Source organism: Mesosutterella faecium (assembly GCF_022809315.2).
GTDB classification, from domain to species: domain Bacteria; phylum Pseudomonadota; class Gammaproteobacteria; order Burkholderiales; family Burkholderiaceae_F; genus Mesosutterella; species Mesosutterella faecium.
Map to the genome: position 1 here is coordinate 1,000,134 of NZ_JAKZJU020000001.1, position 19,064 is coordinate 1,019,197.

19 protein-coding genes are annotated in these 19,064 nt (G+C 68.5%); 18 read left to right on the top strand and 1 reads right to left on the bottom strand.

Annotation, left to right across the window (positions count from 1 at the left end; genetic code table 11):
- Positions 1-67: 67 nt before the first annotated feature.
- Positions 68-640, bottom strand: a complete 573-nt coding sequence (locus MUN46_RS04670) for a recombinase family protein (RefSeq protein ID WP_281069853.1) — start codon at positions 638-640, stop codon at positions 68-70.
- A 241-nt stretch (positions 641-881) separates the two neighbouring features.
- Here MUN46_RS04670 and surE point away from each other — a divergent pair, with 241 nt between their 5' ends.
- From surE to MUN46_RS04760, 18 genes are all read left to right on the top strand, one after another.
- Positions 882-1,652 carry a 5'/3'-nucleotidase SurE gene (gene surE, locus MUN46_RS04675; protein WP_243376137.1) on the top strand — a complete coding sequence of 257 codons (771 nt, stop codon included), beginning with the start codon at positions 882-884 and terminating at the stop codon, positions 1,650-1,652.
- A 25-nt stretch (positions 1,653-1,677) separates the two neighbouring features.
- Positions 1,678-2,547, top strand: a complete 870-nt coding sequence (locus MUN46_RS04680; protein WP_243376139.1) for a M23 family metallopeptidase — start codon at positions 1,678-1,680, stop codon at positions 2,545-2,547.
- A 128-nt stretch (positions 2,548-2,675) separates the two neighbouring features.
- Positions 2,676-4,118: a 23S rRNA (uracil(1939)-C(5))-methyltransferase RlmD gene (rlmD, locus tag MUN46_RS04685; protein ID WP_243376140.1), complete on the top strand. Its 1,443-nt coding sequence runs from the start codon at positions 2,676-2,678 to the stop codon at positions 4,116-4,118.
- Between the two features lie 138 nt (positions 4,119-4,256).
- Complete coding sequence (gene ndk / locus MUN46_RS04690; protein ID WP_237980375.1) at positions 4,257-4,682, top strand: nucleoside-diphosphate kinase; 426 nt, start codon at positions 4,257-4,259, stop codon at positions 4,680-4,682.
- A 99-nt stretch (positions 4,683-4,781) separates the two neighbouring features.
- Positions 4,782-5,927 (top strand): dual-specificity RNA methyltransferase RlmN, encoded by a 1,146-nt coding sequence (gene rlmN, locus MUN46_RS04695; protein ID WP_243376142.1) that lies wholly within the window; start codon positions 4,782-4,784, stop codon positions 5,925-5,927.
- On the top strand, positions 5,920-6,879 hold the full coding sequence (locus tag MUN46_RS04700) for a helix-turn-helix domain-containing protein (protein ID WP_243376143.1): 960 nt from the start codon (positions 5,920-5,922) through the stop codon (positions 6,877-6,879). The genes rlmN and MUN46_RS04700 overlap by 8 nt, the downstream gene beginning before the upstream one ends.
- A 14-nt stretch (positions 6,880-6,893) precedes the next feature.
- Positions 6,894-8,180, top strand: a complete 1,287-nt coding sequence (ispG, locus tag MUN46_RS04705) for a flavodoxin-dependent (E)-4-hydroxy-3-methylbut-2-enyl-diphosphate synthase (RefSeq protein ID WP_243376144.1) — start codon at positions 6,894-6,896, stop codon at positions 8,178-8,180.
- Between the two features lie 4 nt (positions 8,181-8,184).
- Positions 8,185-9,498 carry a histidine--tRNA ligase gene (hisS, locus tag MUN46_RS04710; RefSeq protein ID WP_243376145.1) on the top strand — a complete coding sequence of 438 codons (1,314 nt, stop codon included), beginning with the start codon at positions 8,185-8,187 and terminating at the stop codon, positions 9,496-9,498.
- A gap of 1 nt (position 9,499) precedes the next feature.
- Complete coding sequence (locus MUN46_RS04715) at positions 9,500-10,246, top strand: YfgM family protein (protein WP_243376146.1); 747 nt, start codon at positions 9,500-9,502, stop codon at positions 10,244-10,246.
- Positions 10,247-10,336: 90 nt separating this feature from the next.
- Positions 10,337-11,473: an outer membrane protein assembly factor BamB gene (gene bamB / locus MUN46_RS04720; protein ID WP_243376147.1), complete on the top strand. Its 1,137-nt coding sequence runs from the start codon at positions 10,337-10,339 to the stop codon at positions 11,471-11,473.
- Positions 11,474-11,512: 39 nt separating this feature from the next.
- The gene (gene der / locus MUN46_RS04725; RefSeq protein WP_243376148.1) at positions 11,513-12,889 is read left to right on the top strand and encodes a ribosome biogenesis GTPase Der; all 1,377 of its coding nucleotides are present in this window, start codon (positions 11,513-11,515) and stop codon (positions 12,887-12,889) included.
- A 33-nt stretch (positions 12,890-12,922) separates the two neighbouring features.
- Positions 12,923-13,654 (top strand): hypothetical protein, encoded by a 732-nt coding sequence (locus MUN46_RS04730; RefSeq protein ID WP_243376149.1) that lies wholly within the window; start codon positions 12,923-12,925, stop codon positions 13,652-13,654.
- 87 nt (positions 13,655-13,741) lie between these two features.
- A complete protein-coding gene (hfq, locus tag MUN46_RS04735) occupies positions 13,742-13,984 on the top strand; it encodes an RNA chaperone Hfq (RefSeq protein ID WP_237980393.1) in 243 nt (80 codons plus the stop codon).
- 16 nt (positions 13,985-14,000) lie between these two features.
- Positions 14,001-15,218 carry a GTPase HflX gene (gene hflX, locus MUN46_RS04740; RefSeq protein ID WP_243376201.1) on the top strand — a complete coding sequence of 406 codons (1,218 nt, stop codon included), beginning with the start codon at positions 14,001-14,003 and terminating at the stop codon, positions 15,216-15,218.
- 78 nt (positions 15,219-15,296) lie between these two features.
- Positions 15,297-16,790 carry a protease modulator HflK gene (hflK, locus tag MUN46_RS04745; RefSeq protein WP_243376150.1) on the top strand — a complete coding sequence of 498 codons (1,494 nt, stop codon included), beginning with the start codon at positions 15,297-15,299 and terminating at the stop codon, positions 16,788-16,790.
- 2 nt (positions 16,791-16,792) lie between these two features.
- The gene (locus MUN46_RS04750) at positions 16,793-17,665 is read left to right on the top strand and encodes an SPFH domain-containing protein (protein ID WP_243376151.1); all 873 of its coding nucleotides are present in this window, start codon (positions 16,793-16,795) and stop codon (positions 17,663-17,665) included.
- Positions 17,652-17,861, top strand: a complete 210-nt coding sequence (locus MUN46_RS04755) for a DUF2065 domain-containing protein (RefSeq protein WP_243376152.1) — start codon at positions 17,652-17,654, stop codon at positions 17,859-17,861. The genes MUN46_RS04750 and MUN46_RS04755 overlap by 14 nt, the downstream gene beginning before the upstream one ends.
- Before the next feature lie 21 nt (positions 17,862-17,882).
- Entirely contained in the window at positions 17,883-19,052 is a 1,170-nt protein-coding gene (locus tag MUN46_RS04760) for an ATP phosphoribosyltransferase regulatory subunit (RefSeq protein ID WP_243376153.1), read from the top strand.
- Positions 19,053-19,064 lie beyond the last annotated feature (12 nt).

A 19,064-nucleotide genomic window follows, 5' to 3' on the forward strand; every position in this document is an offset into this window, starting at 1 on the left:
TGCTGAATTCAGGCCGGCCGCGGGGGCGGGAAAGCCCTCCGCGCCCGCTGCGGGCAGGCGTCCTTTTTCAGCGCTCCTGCGGCTCCTTTTCGAGCATCGAGAGGATGTCCCGGGCGCGCTGGGCCGCTCCGCTGCGGCCGAGAACCCGGGCGCTGTAGAGCTCGATCAGCTCCTGCAGCAGCTTTTTTTCATCCTCCGAGGAGAAGGCGTCCTCGAGCGCGATCACTCTTCTGCCCTCGGCCTGAAGCGCGGCGTCCAGATAGCAGAACCCGGAGGGGAGCACCCGGTCTGGGGTCTCCACGATGATGGTTCTCACCTGCTTGTTTTTCAGCAGCTTCAGCAGCCCCCGGCGGCGGTCGTTGGTCACGCTCGCGATCTCGCTCGCCTTGTCGATCACGCTCCAGCCCATGCTCGCCGCATAGACCTCGAGGCGCCTCATCTGGCGCTCGAGCCGGTCTTTTTCGGCCACGGTGGAAACGCGCGCGTAAAGGCCGACCCCGCCGGCGGCCGGAACGTCATCGACCACAATGGTTCCCGAGGGCAGCTGGCAGGCGGGCACGGGCAGTTTCCCGTTTTTCCACAGCCTCCATGCCGTCTGATAGCAGATGCCTCTTTGGCGGGCCCAAACCGATAGCTTCATGTCTTGAGGAGTGAACGATCCTGTGCCAGCACAGGACGGTTGGTAAGAACATCACAGTGGCGAAGTATATACTTTCCCGCCTGTTTCGTGAGGCCGGCGCCCTGATTTCCGGCCTCTTCCCGGCCCGGCCGCAGGCCGCCGGCCCCTGAAGCCGCTATCATTAGCGGCATTGATCCGGGGCCGCGGGCCCCGCCCCGGGCGGCGCCTGAGCTGCGCCGCCCGGCATAGACGGAAAACGCCCATGCATATACTTATTTCCAATGACGACGGATACTCCGCGCGGGGCATCCAGGCGCTCGCTGCGGCGATGAGCGCCTTCGGCGAAGTGACGGTCTGCGCTCCGGAGCACAACCAGTCGGGCGCGAGCAACTCGCTCACGCTGCAGATGCCCCTGCGGGCGACCGAGGTTGCGCAGAACGTCTTCGCCGTGAGCGGCACGCCCTCGGACTGCGTCCACCTCGCCTTCACCGGACTGCTGCGCTCGAAGCCCGACCTCGTGGTCTCGGGCATCAACTCAGGGGCCAACATGGGAGACGACACCATGTACTCCGGCACCGTGGCGGCGGCCATCGAAGGCTTTCAGTTCGGAGTCGACGCGATCGCCTTCTCCCAGATCGACCGCGGATGGATGGAGCTCGAGTCGGCCGCCCGGGTGGCCTCCGACATCGTCAGGCAGTTCCTCGAGAGGAAAAGCTCCGCGGAACCGGTGCTGCTGAACGTGAACATCCCCAATATGCCCTACGGCGTGCTCTCCGGAGTGCAGGTGACGAGGCTGGGCCGCCGCCACAGCGCGGGCGGCGTCTTCGAGGAAATCGACCCCCGGGGCGAGAAGGTATACTGGCTCGGCCGCGCGGGAGATCCGAAGGATCAGGGGCCGGGAACGGATTTTTATGCAACCGCGCATGGATTTGTATCCGTGTCGCCTTTGCAAATAGACTTAACGCAGTACAGCCAGCTCTCGCCCGCGGCGACCTGGTTTGACGAGGCCCTTCCCGGCAGGGAAGGCGCCTGAAGGGATTCAATGAGGAGTCAGCAGCATGTCTCATGCATCAAAGCTTTTAATCGCGTCTTCGGTCTGCGCGGCGCTTCTCTCGGCCTGCTCGTCGGTGAGCCTCGCGCCGGTGGATGAAAAGAGCAGCACTTCTTCCACGCCCCCGGCCCGGACCGCTCCGGTTCCCGCGGCGCCGGCCGCCCCGGCCGAACCGGTGGCGCAGGCCGTGCCCCTGGGCGGCTCCCCGGCCGCAGCGCCGGTCCGGCCCGCCGCGAAGCCGGCGGCCGGAACCTACGTCGTCCAGCGCGGCGACACGCTCTACCGCATCGCGAAGAACCACGGCGTGAGCGTCCACGCCCTGATGAGCGAGAACGGCATCACCGACCCGACCAAGCTCGAGACGGGCCGCACTCTCAAGATCCCGGGCGGCGCCTCCGCGGCCCGCAGCGCGGCAGCTCCGGCCGCCGCAGCCGCGGCTCCCGCGCCCAAGACTGCTCAGAGCGCGCCGGCCGCCTCCGCTGAAGCCCAGACGGCCGTGAAGACCGTCCCGGGGACCGGCGAGACCCTGCAGTGGCCGGTGAAGGGCGAGGTGACGAAGGGATTCAGCGCCGCCACCCGCGGCATCGACATCAAGGCCGCCCGCGGAACCCCCGTGAAGGCGGCCGCCGGCGGCGAGGTGCTGCTGATTTCCAACGCCTTCAAGGGCTACGGGACCATCGTGATCCTGCGGCACGGGGACGGGAATTTCGTGACCACCTACGGGCAGCTCCAGAGCGTTGCCGTGAAGAAGGGCGAACGCGTGAAGGCGGGGCAGAAGATCGCCACGGTGGGCGGTCTGAACGCCTCCAGCCCGGTGCTGCATTTCGAGGTGCGCATCGCCGGCAAGCCGGTCGATCCCCACGAATATCTGCGCTGAGAGCAGGGCGGCCGGATTCGCGCCGCCGCGCAGGACTGCGCCCGGGGCCGCGAGGGTTCCCGGGCTTTCATCTTTAAAAAGAAAAGAAGCCGCGCCTCGTCGGCGGCCGGCTCCGGAGGTGACCCGCCATGGGCCGTTCCTATCACAGCAGAAAAAAGCAGAAGACCCCTGACAGGTTTGAAATAGAAATCGAGAGCCTCGACCAGAACGGCCGCGGCGTCGGGCACCGCGAGGGCAAGGCCGTGTTCGTCGAGGGCGCGCTGCCCCGCGAGCGGGTGATCTACGAGCGGGTCCGCAACAAGGCTTCTTTCGAAGACGGGCGGATCGTGAAGCTGCTGCGCGAGGGGCCGCTGCGGGTGAAGCCGAGGTGCCCGCACTTCGGCCTTGAGCCGGGCTGCTGCGGGGGCTGCGCCATGCAGCACCTCGATCCGGCCGCGCAGGTGGCGATGAAGCAGCGGGTGCTGATTGACGCGCTCTGGCACATCGGAAAGCTGCGCCCGGAGCTCGTCCTGCCGCCGATCTACGGGCCCTACTGGGGCTACCGCCACCGGGCGCGGCTTTCGGTGCGGGACGTGGCGAAAAAAGGGGGCGTTCTGGTGGGCTTTCACGAGCGCTCGTCGAGCTTCGTGGCGCAGATGCACTGCTGCCCGATCCTGCCGCGGCATGTCTCGGACATGATCGACCCGCTGCGCGGCCTCGTCGAGTCCCTGAAGATCCGGCAGCGGCTGCCCCAGATCGAGGTCGCCGTGGACGGCAGGGGCCGCACGGCGCTGGTTTTCCGGCATCTCGTTCCGATTGAAAAGGACGATCTCGACCAGCTGCTCGCCTTCGGGCGGGAGCACGGGGCCGACATCTGGCTGCAGCCCGCGGGCCCGGATTCCGCCGCTCCGGTGGACCCGGCGCTGCGCGACGCGCTGCGGCTCACGCTGCCGGAGTTCGGGGTGGAAATCCCTTTCCGCCCGACCGACTTCACGCAGGTGAACCACGACCTCAACCGGGTGATGGTGAGCCGGGCGGTGAGGATGCTCGAGCTCGAGCCCGGGATGCACGCGGTGGACTTCTTCTGCGGGCTCGGGAACTTTACGCTGCCGCTTGCGCGCAGGTGCGCCCGCGTGACGGGGCTCGAGGGCAGCGAGGGGCTGGTCGCCCGCGCCCGGGCCGGGGCGGCCGCCAACGGCCTGTCGGACAAGACCGATTTTGTCGCGCGCAACCTCTTCACCTGGTCGCAGAAGGACTGGGACGCGCTCTGGGAGCGCTCCTCGGGGATCGACCGGGTGCTGCTCGATCCGCCGCGCGAGGGCGCGCAGGCCGTGGCCCAGGTCCTTGCGGCCAGCGCCCGCCGGCCCGGCCGCGTCGTGTACGTTTCCTGCAACCCGGCCACGCTCGCCCGGGACTGCGCGATCCTGATGCACCAGGGCGGCTGGCGGCTTGCCGCCGCGGGCGTCATGAACATGTTCCCGCACACGGGGCACGTCGAGTCGATCGCGCTGCTCCTGCCGGGGCCGAAGCCGGCGCAGGGCGAAGGTGAAAAGAAGAGTGAAAAGGGCGGTGCCGGTCCCGCGGCATGTTAAAATAAATCCCTTTAGATTTAGGGCCGTCCGGGGCTGCACGCCCGGGGCGGCGTCAGAGGCTGCGGCGAGGCGGCTTCCGGCCCCCCGCGGGGCCGGCGTCCCCGCCCTGCCTGTTTTTTCTTTTTTACTGGAAACAAAATGGCTATTCAGCGTACCCTTTCCATCGTCAAGCCCGATGCTGTCCGCAAGAACGTGATCGGCAAGATCTACACCCGTTTCGAAGACGCCGGCCTCAAGATTGTCGCCGCCCAGATGCGCCAGCTCTCCAAGGCCGAAGCCGAGGGCTTCTACGAAGTGCACAAGGATCGTCCCTTCTTCAAGGACCTCGTGGCCTTCATGACCTCCGGCCCCGTCATGATCCAGGTGCTCGAGGGCGAGAACGCCATTCTGAAGAACCGTGAGCTCATGGGCGCCACCGATCCGAAGAAGGCCGCCCCCGGCACGATCCGCCACGACTTCGCCGAGTCGATCGACGCGAACGCCGTGCACGGCTCCGACGCCCCCGAAACGGCCGCCCGCGAGATCGCGTACTTCTTCCCGACGCTCGCGATTCACTCCCGTTAATTTCTGAAGCGTTCCCGCCGGCGGCGGGGCCCGGAATCCTTTTGGAGGAGAAGGGCCTTCCCGCCGGCGCGTTTCTCTTTTTCTGGAGGCCGACTGCCAATGGCTGCCGAGCGAATCAACCTTCTCGACTTCGACCGCGAGGGGCTCACCAGATGGTGCGACGGGCTGGGCGAGAAGCCCTTCCGGGCCGTGCAGCTCACAAGATGGATCCACCGCAATCTGGAGAGCGACTTCAGCCGGATGACGAATCTTGCGAAGAGCTTCCGCGCAAAGCTCGAGGAGCTCGCGGAGGTGCGCCCTCCGGAGCCGATTCGCGAGCAGATCTCCTCGGACGGCACCCGCAAGTGGGCCTTTGACGTGGGCAGCGGCAACGCCGTCGAGGCGGTCTACATTCCCGAGGACGACCGCGGGACGCTCTGCATCTCGACGCAGGCGGGCTGCGCGATGGGCTGCCTGTTCTGCTCGACGGGCAAGCAGGGCTTCGCCCGCAACCTGAAGACCTCCGAAATCGTGGGCCAGCTCTTCTGGGCCGAGCGCGAGCTGCGCCGCGAGGCGGGCACCGACAATCCCAACGACCGCATGATCAGCAACGTGGTGCTGATGGGGATGGGCGAGCCGCTGCAGAACCTCGAGGCCGTGGTGCCCGCGGTGCGCCTGTTCATGGACGACCACGCCTACGGCATCTCGAGGCGCCGCGTGACGATTTCCACCTGCGGGCTCGTCAACCAGATGGACAAGCTCGCGCAGCTCGCCCCGGTGGCCCTGGCCGTGTCGCTGCACGCGCCGACCAACGAACTGCGCGACAAGCTGATGCCGATCAACCGCAAGCATCCGCTCGAGGACCTGATGGCCGCCTGCAGGCGCTACCTGAAGTACGCTCCCCGCGACTACGTGACGTTCGAGTATCTGATGCTCAGCGGCGTGAACGACTCGCTCGAGCAGGCCGACCAGCTCGTGAGCCTCGTGCGGCGCGTGCCCTGCAAGGTGAACCTGATACCGTTCAATCCCTTCCCGGGCTCGGGGCTGGCGAAGACCGACCGGGAGCGGGTGCTCGCCTTCGAGCGCAGGATGAACGACGCGGGCATCGTGACGACGATCCGCAAAACCCGCGGCGACGACATCGACGCCGCCTGCGGGCAGCTCGCGGGTCAGGTGAAGGACCGGACCAACCGGGCGGTGCGGCTGATCCGGCAGAGAAAGGAAGCCGCGTCGATTCTGAATGCGGCCGGAAAGGAAAATGACTGAGAACAACGCCCAGGTGGCAGTGAAGGATGAAGCCCCGGCTGCGGGCTTCGGGAAAATGCTGCGGCAGATCCGCGAAAACGCGGGCCTGTCGCTTGACGACTTGGTGAGCCGCACGAAGATCAGCCGCAACCAGCTCGAGGCGCTTGAGGCCGAGACCATGCGCCTGCTGCCCGAGCCGGTCTACGTGCGCGCTTTCATCAGGGACATCTGCCGGGTGACCGAGACCGATCCGAAGCCGGTGATCGAGGCCTACATGAAGGCCTACGCCCCGGCCTCCTCCTCGGGGACGCCGGCGGACCTCGTGCACAGCAGCCCGGTGCCCGAGCACGGGCTGCGCAAGGACGTGGAGTTCCATGCGAGCGCGCGCAAGCGCGGACTGAGGGTCCTGATCGCCTTCGCGGTGGTCGTGGTGCTCGCGCTGCTCGCCTGGGCGGGCTGGGGGCACGACCTGGTCGAGAAGTTCGGCGGCAGCGACATCGAGGCGGTGAAGGTGACGCAAAACGAGGGCTCCAACATTGCGGCCCTGCAGCGCCCGAGGTCTCCCTCGAACGCACTTCCGGCCTCGGCCCCCGCCTCCGCGCTGGCCGATCAGGCCGCGGAGGCGGCCAGGGAAAGCCAGGGCGCGGCCTCTGACTCCGCCCAGTCTCCCGCCGCCCAGGCTCCCGCCGCGGGTGAAAAAGCCGCAGCCGCAGCCCAGAGCGGCGCCGCTCCGGGCCAGGGCGTGGTGCAGATCCGCACGATCGGCGCGAGCTGGGTGAAGCTGGTCGACGCCGACGGCCGCGTGCTGGTGCAGGCGGAGATGAAGGCGGGCGAGGAGCGCAGCTTCACCGGCCGGCTCCCGATCCGCGCGACGGTGGGCAACACCGGCAGCTGCGCGGTGTCGCTCAACGGCGAGCCGGTGGACCTCTCGGCCTACTCGAAGGGCAGCGTCGCCCGCTTCGTGATGAACTGACGGATCCGCTCAAGATGACCGCTGAAGCGATTGTGAAGCCTCCCCGCAGGCACACCCCCCGGGTTCACGTGAGGTGGCAGGACGCCGATGTCGTGATGGGCGGAGGCGCCCCGGTGGTGGTGCAGTCGATGACCAACACCCCGACCGACGACGTCGAGGCGACCGCGGCTCAGGCCGCGGAGCTCGCCCGCGCGGGCTCCGAGCTCGTGCGCATCACGGTGAACACGCCGCAGGCCGCTCGCGCGGTGCCCGAGATCCGCGACAGGCTCGACAGGCAGGGCCTGCACACGCCCCTCGTGGGAGACTTCCACTACAACGGCCACAAGCTGCTCGCCGACTATCCGGAGTGCGCCCGCGCCCTGTCGAAGTACCGCATCAATCCGGGCAATGTGGGCCGCGGCGCCTCGCGCGACCTGCATTTCTGCCGCATGGTTGAAATCGCCTGCCGGGAGGACCGCCCGGTCCGCATCGGCGTGAACTGGGGCTCGCTCGACCAGGAGCTGCTCGCCCGGATGATGGACGAGAACGCCTCGAAGGGCTCCCCGCTCGGTCCCGGGGCGGTGCTGCGCCGGGCGCTGATTGAAAGCGCCCTGGAGTCGGCCCGCAGGGCCCGGGAAGTGGGGCTGGGGGCCGACCGCATCGTGCTGTCGGTGAAGGTCTCGGGCGTGCCCGACCTGGTGGCGATCTACCGCGAGCTCGCGGCGCGCTGCAGCTACTGCCTGCACCTGGGGCTTACGGAAGCGGGCATGGGCGTGAAAGGGATCGTCTCCTCGAGCGCCGCGCTTGCGATCCTGCTCGAGCGCGGCATCGGCGACACCATCCGGGTCTCGCTCACCCCGCGTCCCGGCGAGCCGAGGACCGAGGAAGTGCTGGTCGCCCAGCAGATCCTCCAGTCGCTTGAGCTTCGCTCGTTCATGCCCGAGGTCACTTCGTGCCCGGGCTGCGGGCGCACCTCGAGCGACCTTTTCCAGCGGCTGGCCAAAAGCGCCGGCGAATACATCCGCGAGCGCATGCCGGAGTGGCGCGCGGGCTGCCCCGGCGTCGAGCGCATGAGGGTGGCCGTGATGGGCTGCGTGGTCAACGGCCCGGGCGAGTCCGCCCACGCGGACGTGGGGCTGTCGCTGCCCGGCGCGGGCGAGGCGCCGGTCGCGCCCGTCTTCATCAACGGCGAGCGCAGGACCTCGCTCAAGGGCGAGGACCTCGCCGGCCAGTTCAACCGGATTCTGGAAGAATACGTGCAGCGCACTTTCGGCGCCGCAGCGCAGCAGCCGAAGCAGGGAAACAATCAAAAGGAAAACTGAGACCATGGCGTCCAAAGCAAAAATCAAGGCTGTCACGGGCATGAACGACATGCTGCCGGGCGACAGCGCGATCTGGACTTTCTTCGAGGACACGGTCCGCGACGTGGCGACATCCTACGGATACCGCCCGATGCGCACGCCGGTGCTCGAGCCGACAGCGCTTTTCACGCACGGCATCGGCGAGGCGACCGACGTGGTGGAAAAGGAGATGTACTCGTTCGAGGACTCGCTCAACGGCGAGAAGCTCTCGCTGCGCCCCGAGAACACGGCCGGCATCGTGAGGGCCGCGATCGAGCACAACCTCCTCTACGACGCCCCGCGCCGCGTCTGGTACTTCGGCCCGATGTTCCGCCACGAGCGCCCGCAGCGCGGCCGCTACCGCCAGTTCTACCAGTTCGGCTGCGAGGCGCTCGGCTTCGCCGGGCCTGACGTTGACGCCGAGCTCATCCTCATGACCTCGAGGCTGTGGAAAGAGCTCGGAATCCGCGAGGTGAAGCTCGAGCTCAACACGCTGGGCGAGCCCGCCGAGCGGGCCGCGCACCGCGAGGCGCTCATCAAGTACTTCGAGGCGCATCTCGACGCCCTCAACGAGACTGCGCGCCACCGCCTCTATCTCAATCCGCTGCGCATCCTCGACACGAAGGATCCCGACATGCAGCAGCTCGTGGAGGCCGCGCCCCGGCTGATAGACTATCTGGGCGAGGGCTCCCGGGCGTTCCTCGCCTCGCTCGAGCGGCAGCTCGAGCGCGCCGGCGTGGACTACGTGATCAATCCGCGTCTTGTGCGCGGGCTTGACTACTACAGCCACACGGTGTTCGAGTGGACCACCGACCGGCTGGGCTCCCAGGCGACGATCTGCGGAGGCGGGCGCTATGACGGGCTCATGGAAATCCTGGGCGGCAAGCCCGCGCCCTGCGTCGGCTTCGCGATGGGCGCCGAGCGCGTGCTCGAGCTGATGAAGGAGTTCGGCGTGCATCCGTCCGAGCCCGACTGCACGGTCTACGTCGTGCACTGCGGCGAGGGCACGCTCGACCCGGCGGTCGAAGTCGCCGAGGAGCTGCGCGACCTGGGCGTCGCCACGATCGTGCACGGCGGCGAGGCGAGCATGAAGAGCCAGATGAAGAAGGCCGACGCCTCGGGGGCGCAGTTTGCGCTGATCGTGGGCGAGAGCGAGGCCGCCGCGGGCGAGGTTTCCATCAAGCCGCTGCGCGAGATGCCCGAAAAGAGCGCGTTCTCCGGCCAGAGGACCGTGCCGGCCGATGAGGCGGCCCGTATGATTTTTGACGAGATTCTCGTCATCGACACCAAGGATCTTTGATATGGCTTATAACCTTGAGGAACAGGAGTCCATCGACAACCTGAAGGGCTGGTGGGAAAAGTGGGGCACCCCGGTGATGGTGGTCGTCATCGTCGTGTGCCTTGGATTCGCCGGCTTCAACGGCTGGCGGTGGTACAAGCACCGCCAGACGGCGAAGGCCTCGGCCGCCTACTCGCAGCTCCAGCAGGCGATCCTCACGCACAACGACAAGAACATTAAGTCGCTCTCCGAGGGCCTGATGGACCAGTACGGCTCGACCGTGTTCGGCCCGCTCGCCGCCTTTGCGGCGGCGCGCTCCGCGATGGACTCCGGCGACGAGAAGACGGCCGAGGAGAAGCTGCGCTGGGTGGTCGAAAAGTCCGGCCGCGAGGAGTTCGAGGCCGTGGCCCGGGTGAGGCTCGCGGGGCTGCTGCTCGACGAAAAGAAGGCCGACGAGGCGCTCAAGCTCCTGCAGGCCTTCAAGCCGAAGTCCGATGCCGAGAAATCGATCGTGAACGACCGGCTGGGAGACGTCTACCAGGCGCTTGGCCGCACGGATGACGCGAAGAAGGCCTGGACGGAGGCGCTTGCCGCCACCCAGAAGGGAGAGCCCTTCGAGCAGTTCCTGCAGATGAAGCTCGAGTCGCTGCCCGGCGCGGATGAAGCCGTGCCGGCCGCCGCTGCCTCTGCGGCGGCCTCCTCTGCGGCGGCCTCCTCTGCGGCGGCTTCCTCTGCGGCCTCGTCGCCCGCCGCTGCGGCCGCGAAGTGACGGCCGCGCGCTCCCGTCCCCGCCGCCTTCGGGCGGCGGACCCGTCGGGCGCCGGAAAGAACAACAGTTATCTGGAAAGGGATGATGCCGATGAATAAGAAAATCGCCTCCGCGCTTGCCGCTGCGCTGGCCTCGGCGCTGCTGCTGGGCGGCTGCTCCTCGCTCTTCAGGTCGGGGACTCCGCACGAGCCGGCCGATCTCGTGAGACTCAAGGGCTCGGCTCAGACCGCAGCGGCATGGAGCGTGCGGGTCGGAAAGTCCGAAAACAGCTTCCTCACGCCTGCGGTCACCTCCAACGCCATCTATGCGGCCGGCTCCGACAGCCTCAGCCGCATCGATCCGTCCAACGGCAGCCTCGTCTGGAGCGCGCGGGTGAAGTCGGAAGTCACCTCCGGGGTGGGCTCGGACGGCTACTACGCAGCCCTCGGGACGGCCGACGGCCAGGTCGTGGTCTTTTCGGCCGAGGGGCGGGAGCTGTGGCGCAAGACGCTTTCAGCGGAAATGGACATGCCGCCGCTGGTCGGCCGCGACCTTGTGATCGTGCACACCTCGGACACGCGCATCACGGCTTTCCGGGCCAAAACCGGCGAGCAGGTCTGGCGCTACCAGGGGCAGGTCCCGATCCTGTCGGTGCGGGCTCCCCGCCAGATGATCTTCTTTGCCGACGGGCTGCTGGTGGGCAATGCCGGCGGCAAGCTGATCGGCGTGTCGATGGCGGGCAAGCCCGCGCTTGAGGCGGCCATCTCCCAGCCCTCGGGCATCACCGAGGTCGAGAGGCTCAACGACGTCGTGGGCGCCCCGCTGGTCACAGGCGGGCTGCTGTGCGCCGCCACCTATCAGGGGCGGCTCACCTGCATGAGCAGCCGCAACGGCGAGACGCGCTGGTCGGCCAAGGTCGACGCCGTGACCGGCCCCACGGCCGACTCCCGCGCGGTCTATGTGGTGGACTCGAAGGGCGTCATCCACGCCTATTCGAAGGACAGCGGCGCCGAGCTCTGGAAGAACGCGACGATGACCTACCGCGCCAACAGCTCGCCCGTGCCGCTCGGCCGCTACCTCGCCTGCGGGGATTTTGAAGGCTACGTGCATCTGCTCGACCCCCTCACCGGCTCGGAGCAGGGCCGCGGCCGGCTCTCCGGGGCCGTGGTCACCAACCCGGTGGCCGTGGGCGACGGGGCCGTCTTCCAGACCAACAAGGGCGAGGTGGCGCTCGTCAGGGCCCGCTGACCCCGCAACGATCACTGACTTTTTAGGAGCCGCACGCTTATGCTGCCGGTCATTGCTCTCGTCGGGCGCCCGAACGTGGGGAAAAGCACGCTCTACAACCGCCTGACACGAACCCGTGACGCGATCGTCGCTGATTTCGCCGGCCTCACCCGCGACCGCCACTACGGCACCGGGAAGGTGGGGCCCGTGCCTTACCTGGTGGTGGACACCGGCGGCTTCGAGCCGGTGAGGCCCGAGGGCATCGTCAAGCACATGGCCTCGCAGGCCGAGCTCGCGATCGAGGAGGCCGACGCGGTCATTTTCGTGACCGACGCGCGCACGGGCCTCGCGCCCCAGGATCACCGGATCGCGCAGACGCTGCGCGAGTCGGGCCGCCGGGTCTACCTCGCGGTGAACAAGGCCGAGGGGCTGCCCGCGTCAGCGGCGGCCGAGTTCTACGAGCTGGGTATCGGCGAGCCCTACCTCATCTCCGCCGCCCACGGCCAGGGCATCGGCTCGCTCATGGACGACGTGCTCGCCCGGTTTGCGCCGCAGCCCGGGCAGGAGCCGGAAAGCGCCGGGCAGCCCGGGCCGCAGGACGGCCCCAGGCGCGTGCGGGTCGCCATCGCGGGGCGCCCGAACGTCGGCAAGTCCACGCTGGTGAACGCGCTGCTGGGCGAGGAGCGCGTCGTCGCCTATGACATGCCCGGCACCACGCGCGACGCGATCGACGTCGACTTCGACTACGACGGCCGCGCCTACACGCTCGTCGACACGGCAGGCCTTCGCAAGAAGGGCCGGGTCTTCGAGGCGATCGAGAAGTTTTCGGTCGTGAAGACGCTGCAGGCCATCGCCGACTCGAACGTCGTCGTGCTCGTGATCGACGCCCAGGCGGGCGTGGCCGAGCACGATGCGCACATCGCCGCCTACGCGCTCGAATCGGGCCGCGCCCTCGTGGTCGCGATCAACAAGTGGGACGGGCTCGACCGCTACCAGCGCGAGCAGCTCGACCTGCAGCTCGAGCTCAAGCTGAAGTTCCTGCACTGGGCCCGCTTCGTGCACATCTCGGCGCTCAAGCGCAACGGGCTCAATCACCTGATGCAGGCCGTGCACGAGGCCTGGGAGGCCTCCCAGGCGAAGCTCTCGACGCCGAAGCTCACCCGCAGCCTCATCGAGGCGGTGGCGAGGCAGCAGCCCCCGCGCGCCGGGCGCGTCAGGCCGAAGATGCGCTACGCGCACCAGGGCGGCTCCAATCCCCCGGTGATCGTGATCCACGGCAACTCCCTGCAGGCGGTGGGCGACAGCTACAGGCGCTATCTTGAAAGCTGGTTCCGGGATCAGTTCGGTCTGGCGGGCACGCCCCTGCGGATCGAGTTCCGCGTGAACCGCAATCCTTATGTTCAGGGCGACGGCGGCTCCGGCCGCAGGAAGGGCTGAGGCCGCGGCCGCTCCCCGGGGGAGAAAACAACCATGCAGAAGAGCAGATCGGTGATTGCCTGGGCCGCGATGGCCGTGGTTTTTGTGATTTCCTTCCTGCTGGTGCACTGGCTGGGCGCGCCCAAGGGCAACCCGGACCACACGCTGCTTTACGCGGTGGCGGTGGTTTTCGCGGCCTCCGCGGCGCTGCTCACCCGGGAGCTGGTCGCGCCGCGCCGCTTCCCGGGCGATGCGACCGGGCTCGGGGCCTTCAGGCTGCCGCTCGGCGTGGCCGTGATGACCGTGGCGATCGCGGGCCTGGGGGTCGCCTTCGTCGTGCTGCGGCACCCCGTGGTCGCCGGGTTCCTTTCGGGCGCGGCCTTCGCCGCGGTGCTCCTGCATCCGGTGATCACGCTGCTGCTCGCGAAGATCTGCTGGGGCGTGCCCATCGCGGACCGGCCCAGCGCCACCACCATCTGGCGCGCGCGCGTGGCGCAGCTCGTCTCGGCCGAGAAAAACGAGGTGGTGCTCGACCGGCTGCAGGAGCTGCAGAGGCTTTGCGCGAGGCAGCCCGAGGATCCCCGCAGCCCCGAGGATTTCGAGGGGCTGCGCGAGACCAACCTCGAAATCGAGGACTGCCTGGCGGGGCTGCGCGGGCTCGTGCTCGGCAGCAACGATCTCGAGCGCATCTCCTCGATGATCACGGAGCTTGAAAAATATCTGGACCGGCGCCTCAGCATTCTCTCCGGGGGCAGTATCATAGAGGGCAAGGCGGCTCGCCGCTGAGCGGCCTTTCTCCGCCCCGCTTCCGGGGCGGCGGGCGGCCACAGACACGAAGAACAAGCGCGATACAAGTGCTGGGATAAGAACAAAATGACGAATAACAACAAAGGTCAGCTTCTTCAGGATCCGTTCCTCAACGCCCTGCGCAAGGAGCACATTCCGGTCAACATTTATCTGATCAACGGCATCAAGCTGCAGGGCCAGGTCGAGTCTTTCGACCAGTATGTGGTGCTGCTGCGCAACACCGTGACGCAGATGGTCTACAAGCACGCCATCAGCACGGTGGTTCCCACCCGTCCGGTGAACATCACCGTAACCGCTCCGGAGTCCTAAGCTGACCGTTTTCCAAATTGATCAGGAGCGGGACAGCCGTCCCGCCCAGGCCTGGCTCGTCTGCATACGCACGGGGCGCGACAGCCGCCCCGATGCCGCGGGCGAGCTTTCTCTTCTTGTGTCTTCCGACGGGATGGAGGCGGCGGGCCTCACCGAGGCGCACCGCGACCGTCCCGACCCGGCCACTTATCTGGGCAGCGGCAAGATCTCCGAGATCGCCTCTCTCGCACGCGGGGCGGGCGCCGAGGTCCTTGTGTTCGACACGGCCCTGTCGGCCGCGCAGGAGCGCAACATCGAGCGGGCCTCGGGGCTGCCCGTGCTCGACCGCACGGAGCTGATCCTTGAGATTTTTCAGCGCCGCGCCAAAAGCCGCGAGGGGCGGCTGCAGGTGGAGCTCGCGAAGCTCGAGCACCTCTCGACGCGGCTCGTGCGCGGCTGGACCCACCTCGAGCGCCAGCGCGGGGGGCTTTCGAAGACCGGCGGCCCGGGCGAGAAGCAGATCGAGCTCGACCGGCGCATGATCGCAGAGCGGGTCAAGATCCTGCGCGGGCAGCTGCGCAGGCTCTCGCGCCAGCGCGACACGCAGCGCCGCTCCCGCCAGCGCGGCGAGCAGATGACCGTTTCCCTCGTGGGCTACACCAATGCGGGCAAGAGCACGCTCTTTAACCGCCTCACCCGCTCCGGCGCTTATGTCGCCAACCAGCTTTTCGCCACGCTCGACACGACGGCGCGGCGCTGCTGGGTGGGCGGCGGCGAGATGGTCGTGCTCTCCGACACGGTCGGGTTCATCCGCGACCTGCCCACGCAGCTGATCGAGGCCTTCAAGTCGACGCTCGACGAGACCGTGCACGCGAATCTGCTGCTGCACGTGGTCGACGCCTCGAGCGTGGTGCGCGAGGAGCAGATCGACTCCGTGAACCAGGTGCTCAAGGAAGTGGGCGCCGCGGACGTGCCCTCGATCATCGTGTACAACAAGGCCGATCTCGCGCCCGCCGTGCTCGGAACCGTGCGCGGCGAGGGCGGGAGGATCGTCTCGGTGGGGGTGAGCGCCTTGACCGGCGAAGGCATCGAGGAGCTTCGGGCCGCCCTTTTCGAGGCGGCGCAGAGCTGGCGGCGCGACAACGGCGTGCAGCCCCGGGAGCTCGAGCCCTGGGAGCGGGCGAAGCTCGAGGCCGAGCAGCGCCGGGCGCTCGCCTCCGGGAAGACGGGCGAGCCCCCGGCGGACAGCCCGTGAGCGGGCGCCTTCCGGTGCTAGACTTCCGCAGACAGGGCGGGCCCCGCGGGCCCGCAGGAAACAAGACAAGACCTTCTTATGCCACTAGACGACAACCGCTGGGGACGCCGCCTCGAGCCTGAAGACAAGGACGGAGCGGCTTCTCCTCACGAAAACAAGCGCGACGAGACAGGCGAGGATTCCCGTGAACCCTCGCCGCGCTCCCCGTCGGACTCGTCTGGGGAAGGCTCCCGCGCGCCCGCGCCCCGGGGCGCCCGGGACGCAGGCCCGGGCGCGGAAGGCTCCGGCAGCGAGGACTCCCGGCGCAGCGCCCGCGACCTCGAGGCGGAATGGCAGGCGTTTAACGAGCTGCTGCGCGGCCTGAACACGGGGCGCGGGCGGCGGCCCGGCGAGAAACGCCCGCAGCAGCGCCCTTCCGCGCCGCGCGGCGGGGCCCCGGGCAGGGGCCGCACCATTTTGCCTGCGCTCATCGGGCTCGCCGTTTTTTTCGGACTGTCCGCCTATCTCGGCGCGGGCTTTTACACCGTGCCCGCCGGCGAAACCGCCGCCCTTTACACGACCGGGAGCTTCCGCGAGCTCGTGGGGCCCGGCACGCACTGGCATCTGCCCTGGCCTTTTGAGAAGGTGCGCATGGTGGACACCCGTCTCATGCGCAAAAGCGAGGTGAGCTTCTCCGGCTCGGGCTCCGAGGGCTACCTGCTCACGGCAGACGGCGCTCTCGTGCGCGCCAGGGGCGCCGTGCAGTGGAAGGTCGCGCCCGAGGGCGTGCGCAGCTACCTCGAGCACGTTTCAAACCCGTCTCAGGCGATCAGCTCCGCGCTCAGGCGGGCGATGCGCCAGAGCTTCGGCGACATGACCGTGAGCGACGCGATGGAGGGCCGCGCGGCGCTTCTTTCCGCGGACTTCGCCCGCGAGGTTCAGGCTGAGGCCGACGCCCTGGGGCTCGGCGTGAAGATCGAGTCGGTCACCATCAGCGACGTGAGGCTGCCGGTGAAGGTGGAGAGCGCCGCCGACAGCGCCCAGAAGGCCGAGGGCGCCGACGAGGGGGCTTTCCGCGCCGCCCAGCGCTGGGCGGGCCTCGCCGAGACGCTCTCGACGGGCACGGCGCGCCGCATCCTGGAAAGCGCGGAGTCTTACCAGCAGCGCGTGACGCATGTCGCGCAGGCGGACTCGGAGTTCCTCGACTACCTCTACAGCCGGCCGTTTCCGGAGGCTGACCGGCAGGCCGCGCTCGAGCGGGCCTGGAACGCCGCGATGGCGGCCTCGCTGCCCAATCCTGGCGAGCTCTCAGAGGCCGGCGCGGCCGACATCATGGCCGTGATCCGCTCGAAGAAGCCCGACGCCCAGGGGCCGGCCGACGCAAAGGAGGGGCCGCCCGCGGTGACGGCCGCCGAGGTTGCGGCGGCGAAGAAGGCAGCGGCCTCAGCCGCAGCCTCTGCCCCCGCGCGCGGCGCGGCCGCAGCCGCGCCTTCGTCCCCGGCGGGGAAGGCGGCCGCGGCCTCGTCCCCGGCGGCCGAAGACCGCGACACGACTGAGGACCGCAGCGCTTACCTGAGAAACGGAGGCCGGTGAAGATGAAGAAGGCGATCGTCCTGCTCCTTGCAGCGCTTGTGCTGGGGCTGCTCGCAAGACTCTCGTTCTTTACGGTCGAGGAGGGGCGCAGCGCCCTTGTGATCGGCTGGCAGCAGCAGCTCAGGGCCGTGCGCGCGAGCCCGGGCATCCACGCCAAGCTGCCCGATCCGGTCGAGCGCGTCGTCATGGTCGACATGCGCGGCCAGCAGCTTTCGGTTTCCTCGGACGAGCCCGAGGGCGGGGCGGAGCTGCCCGCGCTCGGCTACGACGTCGTCTGGCGCGTGTCGGATCCCGCGCTGTGGTGGAAGAGCTTCGGGGGCAGCGATTCGGAAACCGCCCGGGGCATTTCCAAGAAGGTGAGCGAGAGCTCGCGCAGCGTTCTGAGCGGGCTCGGAGACGCCGATCTGGTGCGCCGCGGCGACGGGCTGATTGCGGCGCGGGTGCTCGCCGAGGCGCAGAAAAGCCTCCTCGGCCAGGGCGTGTCGCTCGACTCCGTGCGGGTGTCGGGCATCCGCATGAGCCAGAGCGGCCTTGAAAAGGCGATGGCCGGCACCTCGAAGATATGGAGCGGGGAGATCAGCGCCTCGGGCCGTCTCGAGCGCGAGAGCGCCCAGGCGCTGCGCGCCCAGGCCGACGCGAAGGCCCAGCAGACCCTTGAGAGCGCGCTCAGGCAGGCCGGAGATCTCAGGGCCGCGGCCGATGCCGCCGCCGACAGGCTTTACGGGCGGCTCGACAGCCGCCCCGGTCTCTCGGGGTTCTCCGCAAGGCTCGCGGCGGCGAGGGCTGAAACCCGGCGCAGCGGGCGCCCCGAGCCCATGCAGACCGCCGGAGCAGAGGCCGGGCGGCAGGGAGGGCGTCCCGATGGGAGTCAATGAGCTGTTCTGCGCGCTGGGCTTCGCAGTGATTTTTGAGTGCTTCATGCCGATGGTGGCGCCTGCGCGCTGGAAAAGCGCGCTCGAGAGGCTGCAGCAGGTGCCGGAGTCCACGCTCAGGTGGATCGGCGCCCTGGGGGTCGCCAGCGGGCTTGCGCTGGTGTGGCTGTTGCAGACCGGGACGCTTTCCTTGGGCTGAGGGCAAGTAGGGGACTTTTCGATGACAAACTGGCTTTTACCGGACCATATTTCTGACATGCTGCCGCGCCAGGCCCGGGAGCTCGAGCGGCTCAGGGCTCTGACGCTCGGGATCATGCGCAGCCACGGCTTCGAGGTGATCAGGCCGCCGATGTTCGAGTTTCTCGACTCGCTGCTCACGGGCTCCGGCAACCGGCTCGAGCGCTCCACGATCAAGTTCGTGGACGAAAGCAGCGGCCGCCTTGCGGGCTTCCGCGCCGACATCACGCCGCAGGTCGCCCGCATCGACGCGCACATCCTGAACCGGCCGGGGATCACGAGGCTGTGCTACGCGGGCTCGGTCCTGCACGCCAAGCCCCGGCATCCGCTTGCCACCCGGCAGCCTTATGTCGTGGGCGCGGAGATGTTCGGCGCGACCGGACGGGAGAGCGACCTCGAGATGGTGAAGCTCGCCTCGGAGGTGCTGCGCAGGATCGGCGTGCCGCGCGTGCACCTCGTGCTCGGGCACACCGGGATTGTGCGGGCGGTCCTCAAGTCCGACCCCGCCCTCAGCGCCGAGGCGCAGCGCCAGATCGTCTCCGCGCTGGGCGACAAGGATCCTTCGGAGCTCGCCTCGGCCTCGGAGGGGCTCGCGGAGAGCACCCGCCGCGCGCTCGCGTCGCTTTGCCTCATCTACGGCGGCACCGAGTCCCTCGCCGAGATCGAATCGGTCTGCGCGGGCTTTCCCGAGGCGCTCGAGGCCGTGCGGGAGCTGCGCTGGCTCACCGAGCGCTGCGGGGCCGACGAGGTGACGGTCGACGGCAGCTCGGTCACGGGCTTTGACTACTACACGGGGGTGTCCTTTGCGGGCATCCTCGAGGACCTGCCCGAGCCCATCCTGAGGGGCGGGCGCTACGACGGCATCGGGCTCGCCTTCGGGCGCTACCGCCCGGCCGTTGGGTTTACCATTTACATGCGTGAGTACGCCGCGCTGCATGACGCGGAGCTGCCCGAGGCGACGACGGCCCCGGCCTCCGAAGACCCGGCGCTCGGCAGCCTCATTGAAAGAATCCGGGAGCAGGGGGGAATTGTCGTCCAGCTGCTGCCCGGCGAGCAGCCGCAGGGGCTCTCGGAGAGCTTCCGGCTCACTCACCGGATTGTTTTTGAGGATGGCCGCTGGACGGTGAAGGGCACCGCGGCGGGCACAGACTAGGGAGAAGAAGAG